The 15,211-nt window shown below is 59.5% G+C and carries 11 protein-coding genes and 2 pseudogenes; 10 read left to right on the forward strand and 3 right to left on the reverse strand.

The genetic code is table 11. From position 1 onward, the window contains the following. Positions 1-10 precede the first annotated feature (10 nt). The 3 genes from argF (at position 11) to NUX24_RS08765 (ending at position 3,026) form a co-directional block, all read left to right on the forward strand. A complete protein-coding gene (gene argF, locus NUX24_RS08755) occupies positions 11-1,015 on the forward strand; it encodes an ornithine carbamoyltransferase (protein ID WP_023310201.1) in 1,005 nt (334 codons plus the stop codon). A 47-nt stretch (positions 1,016-1,062) separates the two neighbouring features. Continuing rightward, the gene (locus NUX24_RS08760; RefSeq protein ID WP_033144505.1) at positions 1,063-2,466 is read left to right on the forward strand and encodes a YfcC family protein; all 1,404 of its coding nucleotides are present in this window, start codon (positions 1,063-1,065) and stop codon (positions 2,464-2,466) included. 80 nt (positions 2,467-2,546) lie between these two features. After that, positions 2,547-3,026: an arginine repressor gene (locus NUX24_RS08765; RefSeq protein ID WP_029739272.1), complete on the forward strand. Its 480-nt coding sequence runs from the start codon at positions 2,547-2,549 to the stop codon at positions 3,024-3,026. A 3-nt stretch (positions 3,027-3,029) separates the two neighbouring features. On the opposite strand, the pseudogene NUX24_RS08770 reads toward NUX24_RS08765, so the two are convergent. Beyond that, a pseudogene (locus NUX24_RS08770) lies at positions 3,030-3,147 on the reverse strand (hypothetical protein). Here NUX24_RS08770 and NUX24_RS08775 point away from each other — a divergent pair. From NUX24_RS08775 to ridA, 4 genes are all read left to right on the forward strand, one after another. After that, positions 3,127-3,231 carry a pyrBI operon leader peptide gene (locus NUX24_RS08775; protein WP_022646880.1) on the forward strand — a complete coding sequence of 35 codons (105 nt, stop codon included), beginning with the start codon at positions 3,127-3,129 and terminating at the stop codon, positions 3,229-3,231. The pseudogene NUX24_RS08770 and the gene NUX24_RS08775 sit on opposite strands and share 21 nt — an antisense overlap. 34 nt (positions 3,232-3,265) lie before the next feature. Beyond that, positions 3,266-4,198, forward strand: a complete 933-nt coding sequence (gene pyrB / locus NUX24_RS08780; RefSeq protein ID WP_023310198.1) for an aspartate carbamoyltransferase — start codon at positions 3,266-3,268, stop codon at positions 4,196-4,198. Between the two features lie 12 nt (positions 4,199-4,210). Continuing rightward, positions 4,211-4,672: an aspartate carbamoyltransferase regulatory subunit gene (pyrI, locus tag NUX24_RS08785; protein ID WP_023310197.1), complete on the forward strand. Its 462-nt coding sequence runs from the start codon at positions 4,211-4,213 to the stop codon at positions 4,670-4,672. Between the two features lie 73 nt (positions 4,673-4,745). Then, the gene (gene ridA, locus NUX24_RS08790) at positions 4,746-5,132 is read left to right on the forward strand and encodes a 2-iminobutanoate/2-iminopropanoate deaminase (RefSeq protein WP_008501391.1); all 387 of its coding nucleotides are present in this window, start codon (positions 4,746-4,748) and stop codon (positions 5,130-5,132) included. Positions 5,133-5,183: 51 nt separating this feature from the next. Here ridA and NUX24_RS08795 read toward each other — a convergent pair. Together NUX24_RS08795 and mgtA are read right to left on the reverse strand one after the other, a co-directional pair. Next, positions 5,184-7,568: pseudogene (locus NUX24_RS08795) on the reverse strand (beta-N-acetylhexosaminidase). Between the two features lie 152 nt (positions 7,569-7,720). Next, positions 7,721-10,429 carry a magnesium-translocating P-type ATPase gene (mgtA, locus tag NUX24_RS08800; RefSeq protein ID WP_257831020.1) on the reverse strand — a complete coding sequence of 903 codons (2,709 nt, stop codon included), beginning with the start codon at positions 10,427-10,429 and terminating at the stop codon, positions 7,721-7,723. A gap of 388 nt (positions 10,430-10,817) precedes the next feature. Between mgtA and treR the strand changes: the two genes are divergently transcribed. The 3 genes from treR to treC all read left to right on the forward strand — a co-directional run bounded on the left by treR (position 10,818) and on the right by treC (position 15,007). Continuing rightward, the gene (gene treR / locus NUX24_RS08805; RefSeq protein WP_126328941.1) at positions 10,818-11,765 is read left to right on the forward strand and encodes a trehalose operon repressor TreR; all 948 of its coding nucleotides are present in this window, start codon (positions 10,818-10,820) and stop codon (positions 11,763-11,765) included. 128 nt (positions 11,766-11,893) lie between these two features. Continuing rightward, complete coding sequence (gene treB, locus NUX24_RS08810) at positions 11,894-13,312, forward strand: PTS trehalose transporter subunit IIBC (RefSeq protein ID WP_047652131.1); 1,419 nt, start codon at positions 11,894-11,896, stop codon at positions 13,310-13,312. 51 nt (positions 13,313-13,363) lie between these two features. After that, positions 13,364-15,007, forward strand: a complete 1,644-nt coding sequence (gene treC, locus NUX24_RS08815; protein ID WP_257831022.1) for an alpha,alpha-phosphotrehalase — start codon at positions 13,364-13,366, stop codon at positions 15,005-15,007. Positions 15,008-15,211: the final 204 nt, after the last annotated feature.

Consider the following 15,211-nt stretch of genomic DNA (forward strand, 5'->3'; position numbering starts at 1 on the left):
GGATTTACCCATGACCATCAACCTGAAAAACCGCAACTTCCTGAAACTGCTGGACTACACCCCGGCGGAGATCCAGTACCTGATCGACCTCGCCATCGAGCTGAAGGCGGCTAAAAAAGCCGGGCGCGAAAAGCAAACCCTGGTCGGGAAAAACATCGCCCTGATTTTTGAAAAAACCTCCACCCGCACCCGCTGCGCCTTCGAAGTGGGCGCGTTTGACCAGGGCGCGCAGGTCACCTACCTCGGCCCAAGCGGCTCGCAGATCGGCCATAAAGAGTCGATGAAAGACACCGCCCGCGTGCTGGGCCGCATGTATGACGGCATCGAATACCGCGGCTACGGCCAGGCCATCGTTGAGGAGCTGGGCGAGTACGCGGGCGTGCCGGTGTGGAACGGCCTGACCGACGAGTTCCACCCCACGCAAATCCTCGCCGACCTGATGACCATGCTGGAGCACGCGCCGGGCAAAACCCTGCCGGAGCTGAGCTTTGCCTATCTCGGCGACGCGCGCAACAACATGGGCAACTCGCTGATGGTCGGGGCGGCCAAGATGGGGATGGATATCCGCCTCGTCGCGCCGAAATCCTTCTGGCCGGAAGCCGGGCTGGTTGAGCAGTGCCGCGCAATCGCCAAAGAGACGGGCGCGCGCATTACCCTCACCGACGACGTGGAAGAAGGCGTGCGGGGGACCGATTTCCTCTACACCGACGTGTGGGTCTCCATGGGCGAGCCGAAGGAAGCCTGGGCCGAGCGCGTCAGCCTGATGAAGCCGTATCAGATTAATGCAGACGTCATGAAGGCCACCGGCAACCCGAACGTCAAGTTCATGCACTGCCTGCCGGCGTTCCACAACGAGCACACCAAAGTGGGCCGCGAGATCGAGATGGCGTACGGCCTGAAGGGGCTGGAGGTGACGGAAGAGGTCTTCGAATCACCAAACTCCATCGTCTTCGACGAAGCAGAGAACCGCATGCACACCATTAAAGCGGTCATGGTGGCGACACTCGGCGACTAATCACCGCCCGGCGCGCCGCGGGGTGCGCCGGGTTTAAGGAGAACATCATGGGCAAATTTAAGTTTCCCTCCGCTTACACCATTCTCTTTTTTCTGATTGCCGTTGTGGCGGCGCTGAGCTGGGTCGTCCCCGCCGGTCAGTACCAGATGGCGATGAACGAAACCCTCGGTAAAGAAGTCCCGATTGCCGGAACGTACGCGCACGTGGCGGCACATCCGCAGGGGCTGGTTTCCGTCCTGATGGCACCCATCGCCGGGCTGTACGATCCGGTCTCCGGCCAGGCCGGGGCGATCGACGTCGCGCTGTTTATCCTGATCATCGGCGGTTTTCTCGGGATCGTCACCAAAACCGGGGCGATTGACGCCGGGATCGAGCGCGTTACCACCCGGCTGCGCGGGCGCGAGGAGTGGATGATCCCGATCCTGATGGCGCTATTCGCCGCAGGCGGCACGATTTACGGCATGGCCGAAGAGTCGCTGCCGTTCTACACCCTGCTGGTTCCGGTGATGCTGGCCGCCCGGTTCGATCCGGTTGTCGCCGCGTCCACCGTGCTGCTCGGGGCGGGGATCGGCACGCTCGGCTCTACCATTAACCCGTTTGCCACGGTGATCGCCGCCAACGCTGCCGGGATCCCCTTCACTAACGGCATCGCCCTGCGCGTGGCGCTGCTGGTCATCGGCTGGGTAATCTGCGTGGCGTGGGTGATGCGCTACGCCCGTAAGGTGCGCCAGGATCCGTCGCTGTCGATCGTCGCAGACAAACAGGAAGAGAACCGCGCCCATTTCCTCGGCGACAAGGGCGAACAGTCGCTGGAATTCACCCCGGTGCGCAAAATCATCCTGGTGATTTTTGCCCTCGCCTTCGCGGTGATGATCTACGGCGTGGCGGTGCTGGGCTGGTGGATGGCGGAGATCTCCGCGGTGTTTCTCGCCAGCGCGATTATCGTCGGCCTGATTGCCCGCATGAGCGAAGAGGAGCTGACGTCGACGTTTATCAACGGCGCGCGAGATTTGCTGGGCGTCGCGCTGATTATCGGCATCGCGCGCGGTATCGTAGTCATCATGGATAAGGGCATGATTACCCACACCATTTTGCACAGCGCGGAAGGGCTGGTCAGCGGGTTGTCCACGGTAGCGTTTATCAACGTGATGTACTGGCTGGAGGTCGTGCTGTCGTTTCTTGTGCCTTCTTCATCCGGCCTGGCCGTTCTGACGATGCCGATCATGGCGCCGCTTGCCGATTTCGCTAACGTCAACCGCGACCTGGTGGTGACGGCTTACCAGTCGGCCTCCGGCATCGTTAACCTCGTCACGCCCACTTCTGCCGTCGTGATGGGCGGGCTGGCTATCGCCCGCGTGCCCTACGTGCGTTATCTGAAATGGGTGGCGCCGCTGCTGGGCATTTTAACGGTGGTGATTATGGTGGCGTTAAGTCTGGGTGCCTTGTTGTGATTTGCCGGATGGCGCTGCGCTTATCCGGCCTACGGATCGGTGCCGTGCCACCGGTTATTTCAGGAACTGATATGGGAACTATGATGGATTACGAAGAGTACTCTCCCAAAGAGCAACTACAGCTGACGGTCTGCCAGCGCCTGATCGCAGAAAAGAGCTATCTCTCTCAGGAGGAGATCCGCCGGGATTTACAGGAGCGTGGTTTTGAGACCATCAGCCAGTCCACCGTTTCACGTCTGCTTAAATTGCTCGGCGTCATAAAAATTCGAAATGCCAAAGGGCTAAAGATTTATTCGCTGAATCCCCAGCTGCGCCCTGCCCCCGACGCCGCGCGTACCGTGTCCGAAATGGTGGTCAGCGTCGAGCACAATAGCGAGTTTATCCTTGTGCACACCGTCGCCGGATATGGCCGCGCGGTGGCGCGTATTCTGGATTACCACCAGCTACCGGAAATTTTAGGCGTGGTGGCCGGCAGCAGTATCGTCTGGGTCGCCCCTCGGGTGGTGAAGCGCACCGCGCTGGTGCATAAGCAAATTAATTATTTACTCAGAACGCATTAATATTCATAAAGAACCGTTTGCATTGAGTAAAGCGTGCATTAAATCGCTTGATCCGAAAAGCGAGCTGCGTATAATGCCCGACAATTTGCCGGGAGGAAGCATGGTCAAGCGTGTACGACATAACGTCTTACCGCGTCTGAAATCAGACGCTGGCCTGCCGTTTTTCTTCCCGTTGCTAAACCTATTCCCAGAGCCCCTCATTTGAGGGGCTTTTTTTTGCCCGGCGTCAGGAGATAAACATGAATCCGCTTTATCAAAAACACATCATTTCCATAAACGACCTCAGCCGCGAAGAGCTGGAACTGGTTCTGGAAACCGCGGCAAAACTGAAGGCCAATCCGCAACCGGAGCTGCTGAAGCACAAGGTGATTGCGAGCTGCTTCTTTGAAGCCTCGACCCGCACCCGTCTCTCCTTTGAGACCTCCATGCACCGCCTGGGCGCGAGCGTGGTGGGCTTCTCGGACAGCAGCAACACGTCGCTGGGTAAAAAAGGCGAAACCCTGGCGGATACCATTTCAGTAATCAGCACCTACGTCGACGCGATTGTGATGCGTCATCCGCAGGAGGGCGCGGCGCGCCTGGCGACCGAGTTCTCCGGCGGCATTCCGGTGCTGAACGCCGGCGACGGTGCCAACCAGCATCCGACGCAGACCCTGCTGGATCTGTTCACCATTCAGGAAACGCAGGGCAAGCTCGAGAACCTGAACATCGCCATGGTTGGCGACCTGAAGTATGGCCGCACCGTCCACTCCCTGACCCAGGCGCTGGCGAAATTTAACGGCAACCGCTTCTTCTTCATCGCGCCTGACGCGCTGGCGATGCCACAATACATTCTCGACATGCTGGATGAGAAAGGCATTCAGTGGAGCCTGCACGCCAGCATCGAAGAGGTGATGAGCCACGTGGATATTCTGTACATGACCCGCGTGCAGAAAGAGCGTCTGGATCCGTCCGAATACGCCAACGTGAAGGCGCAGTTCGTGCTGCGCGCCAGCGACCTTGAGGGCGCGCGCGACAACATGAAGGTGCTGCACCCGCTTCCGCGCATCGATGAGATCACCACAGACGTGGACAAAACGCCGCACGCCTGGTACTTCCAGCAGGCCGGAAACGGCATCTTCGCCCGCCAGGCGTTACTGGCACTGGTTCTGAATCGCGAATTGGCACTGTAAGGGGAAACGACCATGACACACGATAACAAACTCCAGGTTGAAGCCATCAAGCGTGGCACCGTGATTGACCACATCCCTGCGCAGGTGGGCTTTAAGCTGCTGACGCTGTTCAAACTGACCGAAACCGACCAGCGCATCACCATCGGCCTGAACCTGCCGTCGGGCGAGATGGGCCGCAAGGACCTGATTAAAATCGAGAATACCTTCCTGACCGACGAGCAGGTCAACCAGCTGTCGCTTTACGCGCCTGACGCCACCGTCAACCGCATCGACGAGTATGAAGTGGTCGGCAAATCCCGCCCGAGCCTGCCGGATCGTATCGAAAGCGTGCTGGTCTGCCCGAACAGCAACTGCATCAGTCACGCTGAGCCGGTTTCTTCCAGCTTTGCAGTGAAAAAACGCGCCGATGACATCGCGCTCAAATGCAAATACTGCGAAAAAGAGTTTTCTCATTATGTGGTGCTGGCCAACTAATTGAGGTTGGTAATGAAATCCCGGCTGTTATAATGGCCTGGAACATTCTTAACGCTGTAATTCTGGAGAAAACATGAGCAAAGTACTCGCGACGGAAAATGCGCCAGCGGCTATCGGCCCTTACGTTCAGGGCGTTGATCTGGGTAGCATGATCATCACTTCCGGGCAGATCCCGGTGAACCCAAAAACCGGCGCGGTGCCGGAAGATGTCGCGGCACAGGCGCGTCAGTCGCTGGAAAACGTGCAGGCTATCGTTGAATCTGCCGGTCTGAAAGTGGGCGATATCGTGAAAACCACCGTTTTCGTGAAAGATCTGAACGATTTCGCGACCGTTAACGCCACTTACGAAGCGTTCTTCACCGAGCACAACGCCACCTTCCCGGCGCGCTCCTGCGTTGAAGTGGCCCGTCTGCCAAAAGACGTGAAAATTGAAATCGAAGCGATTGCCGTACGTCGCTAATTCGCTTTGGCGATAAAAAAAGGCAGCCCAGGCTGCCTTTTTTGTTGCTTGCTACTGATTCCGCGTCGCCCTGAGCAGCGTCTCCAGCGGATAGACCGCCGCAATCACCACCTCGTCCTGAACCTTCCCCGCGTTATCCAGCTCGCTCTGAATCGAGGCTATCTCTTTATCATCCAGCGTGCCCTGGCGCGCCACCAGATCCGTCAGCCGCAGGCCAATCGAGGCCAGCTTATCCACCTCCTGAATCACCGGCTTCATCGCCTTTAGCTGATAGCTGTTTTCACTTAGCGCCAGCGCGTCGCTGGTGTTGCTCTGCCAGCGGTTAAAGACGTGGCGCAGCGCGTCGGCGCTTTCCGCGTCTTCCGCATCGCTCACCAGGCGGTCCGCCCATTTGTGCATCTGGCGCACGGTGGCGCTTTCAGCGTTCAGCGCATCGGCAAAGCGGTTGAGCGGTTCAAACTGATGGTAGTTTCCGGCCTGGAACTTCAGGTGCTGGCGGGTGTAATACTGCGCAGGCTCTACCGCCTGTGCGAGGATTTGCAGCGGCAGCGTGTCGGCATTACCGGCAAGGCGCGTGAACTGCACCTGCTGCTGGGTATGCTGCTGCAGCCCGACCGACACCGTCGACCAGCTGTCCATCGCCTGCAGGCGGGTGTACATGTTATCGACGTCGTTGACGTCCTGCGCGGACCACAGCCGCTCCGCCACCGCAAAGGTGCGCGGCCACAGGCGGATATCCAGCACCGGCGCCACCACGTTTTCCGCCCATAGCGCGGCTTCACCGCCGAGCAGGTTGGCCTGATTCGCCACGTCCGGCACGACCGGCGGAATGCCTTTCGGCACCGCGTCCAGACGCGTGCCGCTGATTGGGTAACGCGTATTCCCCACCAGGAAATAGCCGGTGAGCTTGTCGTTATCGACGGAGACCACCGGGCGCGTCTCGCCCATCCAGGTGTCGACGGTGAAGGTCACCTGGTTGTCGTCACGCCATTCAATATCCTGCACCGCGCGGCGCGATTTCCCGGCAAAATCAATAAATCCGCGCCAGCCTGCGTCCCCTTTCACCAGCGTGAAGCTCCCCTCCACCGGCTTGCCCTTCAGGCGCGGCATGGAAAAGGCCCAGCTCTGGACGCTGTCGGTGTCTGCAATCACATCCACGCCGTTCAGACCCTGCGGGACAATTTCGTTGCGGTAGTGATAGGCGGTGGACTGGGGCTGGTCGAGATAGAAACCGGTGGAGAGAATGCCCTTGTAGCCGTTCTGCGCCACCTGCCCCAGCGCGTCCTGGCCCTGCCAGGACTGGATCAGAATGCTTTTCGGCAGGTCGGGATGGTAGATCTCGTCCCAGCCGACCATCTGCCGGTGATGCTTCTCAAGGATCGTCTCCAGTTTACGGTTGAAGTACGCCTGCAGCGCGTGGCTGTCCGCCAGCCTGTTGTCACGCATAAACTATTGAATGGCCGGGTTCGCTTTCCACTGGCTGTCATCCACCTCGTCACCGCCGATATGCAGATACGGATCGGGGAAGATCGCCGCCAGTTCGCTGACCATCGCGTCAGCAAAGGCGTAGGTTGCCTCTTTTATGGGATCCAGCACCGGCTTCAGCACGCCCCAGTGGCGCTCCATGGCGTACGGCCCCGGGGCGCTCATCAGCTCCGGATAGGCTACGGCAATCGCCGAGGCGTGGCCCGGCATGTCGATCTCCGGCACCACGCGGATACCGCGTTCGGTGGCGTAGCGCACCACCTCACGCATCTGTTCAGGCGTGTAGAACAGCCCGTCGCTGGCAAGCTGCGTCAGCTTAGGGTAGCGCTTCGAGCTGAAGCGCCAGCCCTGGTCGTCGGTTAAGTGCCAGTGCAGGACGTTGAGCTTCGCCGCGGCCATGCCGTCGATCTGACGTTTGATATCCGACAGCGGGATAAAGTGACGCGCCGAGTCGAGCAGCAGCCCGCGCCACGGGAAGCGCGGCGAATCTTCAATGGTGACCCACGGCAGCGAGGTGTTTTCCGCGCCGTTCTGCATCAGCTGGAGCAGCGTTTCCATGGCGCGCAGCGCGCCGAAGCGAGTGTTGGCGGAGATATCGACGCCGTTGGCGTCTACCGTGAGCCTATAGCTTTCATCGCTGTCCGGCAGCGGCTGCGGTTTTACCTTTTTAGCGATGGCAATGCGGATAGTCGGTTTGTCTGGCTTTTCAGCCTGCGGCTGCAGCGTCCAGCCGGTTTGCAGGGCAATGCGCTGGCGCAGGCGGTTGACGGCGTCACCGAGATCGTCCCCGCTGACGCTAATGGATACGTTGTTGCTGAGCACCAGCGCGCCCTGGGTCGTCGGGCGTTCGACCTTCGCAGGCCAGGGCATCAGGGGGAGATCGCCTGCCGGGGCGGCAAACGCAGAGGCGCCGAGCATCAGCCCGGCGGTTAAGAGACTGTACCGTAACATGAATGTTCCTTATCTGACGGGCCAAATAAAGGCAAAACATTCTGTTAACATGCGCTCAATTTGTCGTCAAGCGAATGCGCCGACGGAGATCACAGGTTGTTGAATTTGGGAGGAAAGCTAGCTGCCCGGCGGTGCTGCCGTTACTGCCACCGTTACTGCCACCCATACCGACGCGCATAGAATCCTTTCACCATCTGCGTCAGCACCATATAGCCCGCAAGGATTGCCACCAGCCACGGGAAGTAGCTCAGCGGCAGCGCCTGCAGCTGCAGGTAGCTCGCCAGCGGCGAGAACGGCAGCGCGATGCCGAGCGCCATCACAATCCCCGTCATCACAATCAGCGGCCACGCGGCGCGGCTCTGGATGAACGGAATGCGGCGGGTGCGGATCATATGCACAATCAGCGTCTGCGACAGCAGACCTACCACGAACCAGCCGGACTGGAACAGCGTCTGGTGTTCCGGGGTGTTGGCGTGGAACACAAACCACATCAGGCAGAAGGTCAGGATATCGAAGATGGAGCTGATCGGGCCAAAGAACAGCATAAAGCGCCCTAAATCCGCCGGGTTCCAGTGCTGCGGCTTCTGGATCTGCTCGTCGTCTACGTTATCAAACGGGATCGCCACCTGAGACACGTCGTACATCAGGTTCTGGATCAGCAGGTGCAGCGGCAGCATCGGCAGGAACGGCAGAAACGCGCTCGCCACCAGCACGCTGAAGACGTTACCGAAGTTGGAGCTGGCGGTCATTTTGATGTACTTGAGCATGTTGGCGAAGGTGCGGCGCCCTTCGATCACGCCCTCCTCCAGCACCATCAGGCTCTTTTCCAGCAGAATGATATCCGCCGCCTCGCGGGCGATATCCACCGCGCCATCGACGGAGATACCGATGTCCGCCGCACGCAGCGCGGGCGCGTCGTTGATGCCGTCGCCCATAAAGCCCACCACGTGCCCTTCGCGCTTAAGCAGGGTGACGATGCGCTCTTTGTGCATCGGCGTCAGGCGGGCAAACAGCGTGGTACGCTGGGCAAGCTTCGCCAGCTCGTCATCAGAGAGATGTTCAATATCGCTCCCCACCACCACGTCGCCCGCGTCCAGCCCCACTTCATGGCACACTTTCGCCGCCACCAGCTCGCTGTCGCCGGTAAGGATTTTCACGGTAATACCGCTCGCCTTCAGCGCCTTCAGCGCCGGTGCGGTGGTCTCTTTCGGCGGATCGAGGAAGGCGATGTAACCCTCGAGGATCAGATCGGATTCGTCGATACGCTGATAGTCACCCTCGCGCGCGGGCAGGAACTTGCTTGCAACCGCCACGACGCGCAGCCCCTGACGGTTCAGGTTGTCGGTGACGCGCTTGATGCGGCGCAGCATGGTGTCGTCCAGCGGCACGATGTCGCCGTTATAGCGAACCTGCGTCGACACGTTGAGGATCTCCTGCAGCGCCCCTTTGCAGATCAGCTGGTGCACGTCCGTCTGCTCGCTCACCACCACCGACATACGGCGGCGCTCAAAGTCGAACGGGATCTCATCTACCTTCTGCCAGCGGCCGGAGAGCGTGCGGGCGGATTCCTCGTCCACCCCTTCCAGCACCGCGACGTCGAGCAGGTTTTTCAGCCCGGTCTGATAGTGGCTGTTCAGCCACGCGCTGTGCAGGACGCGCTCGCTGGTTTTGCCGGAGATGTCGGTGTGGTTCTCCAGCACGATTTTGTCCTGCGTCAGGGTGCCGGTTTTATCGGTGCAGAGGATGTCCATCGCGCCAAAGTTCTGAATGGCGTCGAGGTGTTTGACGATCACTTTCTGTTTAGAGAGCTTCACCGCCCCGCGCGCCAGCGTGGAGGTGACGATCATCGGCAGCATTTCAGGCGTTAAGCCAACGGCCACGGAGAGCGCAAACAGGGCCGCCTCCCACCAGTCGCCTTTGGTGTAGCCGTTGATCAGCAGCACGATCGGCGTCATCACCATCATAAAGCGGATCAGCAGCATGCTGACGCGGCCAATGCCTTTCTGGAAGGCGTTTGGCTCGCTCTCCTGCTCGCTGACGCGCCCGGCAAGCTGACCAAACCAGGTATTGCCCCCGGTGGCGGTGACAATCGCCTGCGCGGTGCCGCTGACCACCGTGGTGCCCATAAAGCACAGGGTATCGCACTCGAGCGGGTTCATCTGCTGCGGGTCGCGGCTGCGCGCCACCTTTTCAACGGGCAGGGATTCCCCGGTCAGCGAGGCCTGCGCCACGAACAGATCGCGCGCCTGGATGATGCGTAAATCCGCCGGGATCATGTCCCCCGCGGCCAGCTTCACCAGATCGCCCGGCACCAGCTGGTCGATAGGCAGCTCCACCCAGGCGTTTTCGCCGAGATCGTTAATCACGCGGGAGACGGTCGCGGTGTTGCTGACCATCGCCTTCAGGGCGTCCGCCGCTTTGGTGGAGCGGGCTTCCTGAATGAAGTTCAGCAGCGTGGAGATACCGACCATCAGGGCAATGACGCCTGCGGCAAACAGGTCTTCCGTCGCATAAGAGATGAGGCCGAGCACGGTCAGCAGCAGGTTGAACGGGTTGCGGTAGCAGAGCCACAGGTGCACCCACCACGGAGACGGCTTTTGCGCCGGGATCTGGTTATCGCCGTGCACGGCGCGGATTTTTTCCACTTCGGTAGCGTTTAGCCCTTCCGGGTGTCCGCCGAACGCGCGCCAGACTTCGTTTTCATCCATCGCCGCCACGTTCAGGCAGCGTTCGGTCAGGGACGCGGGGATCGCCGCCCCCGCCATGTTTTTGGCATTGGGCAGCGGGTCGCGCTGAACAAGACGGTGTGGCAGGTGGCGGCTCAGCAGGGCCTGCAGCTGCCGGGTGATATTTTTAAACATAGTCATTCCTCCGCATCCGCCAGGGCAGACGCAGCAATTCCTTCAGGCGTGGCAAAGCCGTACCTGAGAGGCACTCAATTTTTCAAGCAGGAACGTTTAAGACGTTGCTGCCTCACGCCGGTGAGACAGCAAAAGCTGGCTTACCGGAAAGAACGCATTCTCCCGTTCAGGAGAGGTGTGGGATCGGGATCCATGAAGCCTCCGGTAAGTAAAAAAACAGGGTGTCGCCGCGCAGTATAAGGATTTAAGCGTACCCTATATGACGATTCGGGCGGTATTATACCCCCCTGCAAATAAACCGAACGTAAACCAGACTTTGCCCATAGCGAAATCGCGCTATAGCATTAGGCTCAATTCACTACATCGTCGTTGTTACAGGGAATACAGCATGCAGAACCGCCTTACGATTAAAGACATCGCGCGTTTAAGCGGCGTGGGGAAATCGACCGTCTCACGCGTGCTGAACAACGAAAGCGGCGTCAGCGAACGCACCCGCGAGCGCGTTGAGGCGGTCATGAATCAGCACGGTTTTTCCCCTTCCCGCTCCGCGCGCGCCATGCGCGGGCAGAGTGACAAAGTCGTCGCCATCATTGTCTCGCGTCTGGACTCTCTGTCTGAAAACCTCGCCGTGCAGACCATGCTGCCCGCCTTCTACGAGCAGGGGTATGATCCGATCATGATGGAGAGCCAGTTCTCTGTGCAGCTGGTTGAAGAGCATCTGGGTATGCTCCAGCGGCGCAACATTGATGGCGTGGTGCTGTTCGGTTTTACCGGCATTAAGGACGAGATGCTGAAACCCTGGCAGCCTTCGCTGGTTCTGCTGGCACGCGATGCACACGGGTTTGCCTCCGTCTGCTACGACGATGAAGGGGCAATCGTGACCCTGATGCAGCGTCTGTACGAGCAAGGCCATCGCCACATCAGCTATCTGGGCGTGCCGCATGCGGACGTCACCACCGGCAAGCGTCGTCATGAGGCCTATCTGGCCTTTTGCAAACAGCACAATCTCTCCGCCGTGGCCTCCCTGCCGGGGCTGGGCATGAAGCAGGGCTACGAGCAGGTCGCCAGCGTACTGACGCCGCAGACCACGGCGCTGGTGTGCGCCACGGATACCCTGGCGCTGGGTGCCAGCAAATATCTTCAGGAGCAGCGCATCGATAACCTGCAGGTGGCGAGCGTCGGCAGCACGCCGCTGATGAAGTTCCTGCACCCGGAGATCATCACCGTCGATCCGGGCTACGCCGAGTCCGGCAGACAGGCCGCCGCGCAGCTGATCGAGCAGATAAACGGGCGTTCAGAGCCCCGTCAGATCGTCATTCCCGCTCACCTTTCGTAACCCCTCTAAAACAGATTATTGTGATCTTCGCCTGATTTCGGGAACGTTCCCATTTTCGCCGTCACGCTGAAGGAGTAGGCTTGCGCTCAGGTCATTACACCCCTCACCATCTGTCATGAGGTTTCATGATGAGTAAAGTCAAACAAGCAGATATCGATCGGCTGATCGTCCTGGTCGGCGGACGCGAAAACATCGCTACCGTCAGCCATTGCATTACCCGCCTGCGCTTCGTGCTGAACGATCCGGCCAAAGCTAACCCGAAGGCCATTGAAGAACTTTCCATGGTCAAAGGCTGCTTCACCAACGCCGGGCAGTTCCAGGTCGTTATTGGTACCGAAGTGGGCGATTACTATCAGGCTCTGCTGGCGACAACCGGGCACTCCTCCGCCGATAAAGAGCAGGCGAAGAAGGCCGCGCGCCAGAATATGAAGTGGCACGAGCAGCTGATTTCCCACTTCGCGGAAATTTTCTTCCCATTGCTGCCCGCGCTGATCAGCGGGGGCTTAATCTTAGGCTTCCGTAACGTCATCGGCGATGTGCCGATGAGCGACGGCAAAACCCTGGCGCAGATGTATCCGGCGCTGAAAACCGTTTACGATTTCCTGTGGCTGATTGGCGAGGCGATCTTCTTCTATCTGCCGGTCGGGATTTGCTGGTCCGCGGTGCGCAAGATGGGCGGCACGCCGATCCTCGGTATCGTGCTGGGCGTCACGCTGGTCTCTCCACAGTTAATGAACGCTTACTTACTTGGTCAGCAAGTGCCTGAGGTGTGGAACTTCGGCCTGTTTACCATCGCCAAAGTGGGCTATCAGGCGCAGGTCATTCCGGCCCTGCTGGCGGGGCTGGCGCTGGGCGTTATTGAAACGCGACTGAAGCGCATCGTGCCGGATTACCTCTATCTGGTGGTGGTGCCGGTCTGCTCGCTGATTCTGGCTGTCTTCCTGGCGCATGCCTTTATCGGTCCGTTTGGCCGCATGATTGGCGACGGCGTAGCCTTCGCGGTGCGTCACCTGATGACCGGCAGCTTCGCCCCAATCGGTGCCGCGCTGTTTGGCTTCCTGTACGCCCCGCTGGTGATCACCGGCGTGCATCAGACCACGCTGGCCATTGATATGCAGATGATCCAGAGCCTTGGCGGCACGCCGGTCTGGCCGATTATCGCCCTGTCTAACATTGCGCAGGCGTCGGCGGTGACCGGCATCATCATCGTTAGCCGCAAGCACAACGAGCGTGAGATCTCCGTTCCGGCGGCCATCTCTGCCTACCTCGGCGTCACCGAACCGGCGATGTACGGTATCAACCTGAAATACCGTTTCCCGATGCTCTGCGCGATGATCGGTTCCGGTCTGGCGGGCCTGGTGTGTGGTCTGAACGGCGTGATGGCGAACGGGATTGGCGTCGGCGGCCTGCCGGGCATTCTCTCCATCCAGCCGGCTTACTGGCAGGTGTTTGCCCTGGCGATGGCCATCGCAATCATCGTCCCAATGGCGCTCACCACCGTGGTTTACCAGCGTAAGTTCCGTCAGGGCTCGCTGCAGATTGTTTAACTTCTTCTTTCGGGGCGCAGTTGCGCCCCTTCGCATTTGCAGGAACGCATTATGAATACCCTTCCTCACTGGTGGCAAAACGGCGTCATCTATCAGATTTACCCAAAGAGTTTCCAGGATACCACCGGCAGCGGCACCGGCGATCTGCGCGGCGTGACGCAGCGTCTGGACTACCTGAAAACCCTCGGCATCGACGCCATCTGGCTGACGCCGTTTTATATCTCACCGCAGGTGGATAACGGCTACGACGTGGCGAATTACACCGCCATCGACCCGGCGTACGGCACGCTGGATGATTTCGACGAGCTGGTTTCTAGGGCCCACGAGCGCGGCATCCGCATCGTGCTGGACATGGTGTTTAACCACACCTCCACGCAGCACGCCTGGTTCCGCGAGTCGCTGAACAAAGAGAGCCCGTACCGCCAGTTCTACATCTGGCGCGACGGTACGCCGGAGCAGCTTCCCAACAACTGGCGCTCCAAGTTCGGCGGTAACGCCTGGCGCTGGCACGCCGAGAGCGAGCAGTATTACCTGCACCTGTTCGCCCCGGAGCAGGCTGACCTCAACTGGGAAAACCCTGAAGTGCGCGCCGAGCTGAAAAAAGTGTGCGAGTTCTGGGCCGATCGCGGCGTGGACGGCTTGCGTCTCGACGTGATTAACCTGATTTCGAAAGTTCAGGATTTCCCGGACGACAACACCGGAGACGGTCGCCGCTATTACACAGACGGGCCGCGCGTTCACGAATATCTGCAGGAGATGAGCCGCGACGTCTTTACCCCGCGCAACCTGATGACGGTGGGCGAGATGTCCTCGACCTCGCTGGAGAACTGCCAGCAGTACGCGTCGCTCGACGGAAGCGAGCTGTCGATGACCTTTAACTTCCACCACCTGAAGGTGGACTACCCCGGCGGCGTAAAGTGGACGAAGGCGAAGCCGGACTTCGTGGCGCTAAAAACCCTCTTCCGCCACTGGCAGCAGGGGATGCACAACAAAGCCTGGAACGCGCTGTTCTGGTGTAACCACGACCAGCCGCGCATCGTGTCGCGCTTCGGTGACGAAGGAGAATACCGCGTTCAGGCCGCAAAGATGCTCGGCATGGTGCTGCACGGCATGCAGGGCACGCCGTATATCTATCAGGGCGAAGAGCTGGGGATGACCAACCCGCACTTCAGCCGCATCACCGATTACCGCGACGTGGAGAGCCTGAACATGTTCGCCGAACTGCGCGCCAACGGCCGCGAACCGGATGAATTGCTGACGATTCTGGCGAGTAAGTCCCGCGATAATGGCCGCACCCCAATGCAGTGGGACGCGTCGCACAATGCGGGCTTTACCGAGGGCGAGCCGTGGATTGGCGTCTGCGATAACTACGAGACGGTGAACGCCCGCGCGGCGCTGGACGACCCGGATTCGGTGTTCTATACCTACCAGTCGCTGATTAGCCTGCGCAAAACTCTGCCGGTGCTGACGTGGGGGGATTATGAGGATCTCCTGCCGGAACATCCTTCTCTTTGGTGCTACCGTCGTCAGTGGCAGGGGCAGACGCTGATGGTGGCGGCGAACCTGAGTAATACGCCTCAGGAATGGCAGGCAGACGCCCTCAGCGCTAAGTCGCAGGTGCTAATGAGTAACTATCCGGCACCGCAAATTACGTTGCTCCGTCCGTTTGAAGCGGTCTGGTGGTTGCAGCAGTAACTCTCTCTGCCGGGTGCGGCTCAGCACCCGGCTTACTTTACTGTTTTTGTTGAGTAAATAATCAGATTTTTCTCTCGCGCCTTTACAATCGCTGAAGCGCCCGTCGTTTGTACTCTCGTCTTTTTACTTTGTTCTGCATCAAATAAATCGCAAACATGTTTGATGCAAATCACTATATGTAGCACTTAAAATGCACGCCGACCC

This window comes from Enterobacter sp. HG048 (assembly GCF_024702055.1).
Classification (GTDB): Bacteria; Pseudomonadota; Gammaproteobacteria; order Enterobacterales; family Enterobacteriaceae; genus Enterobacter; species Enterobacter dykesii.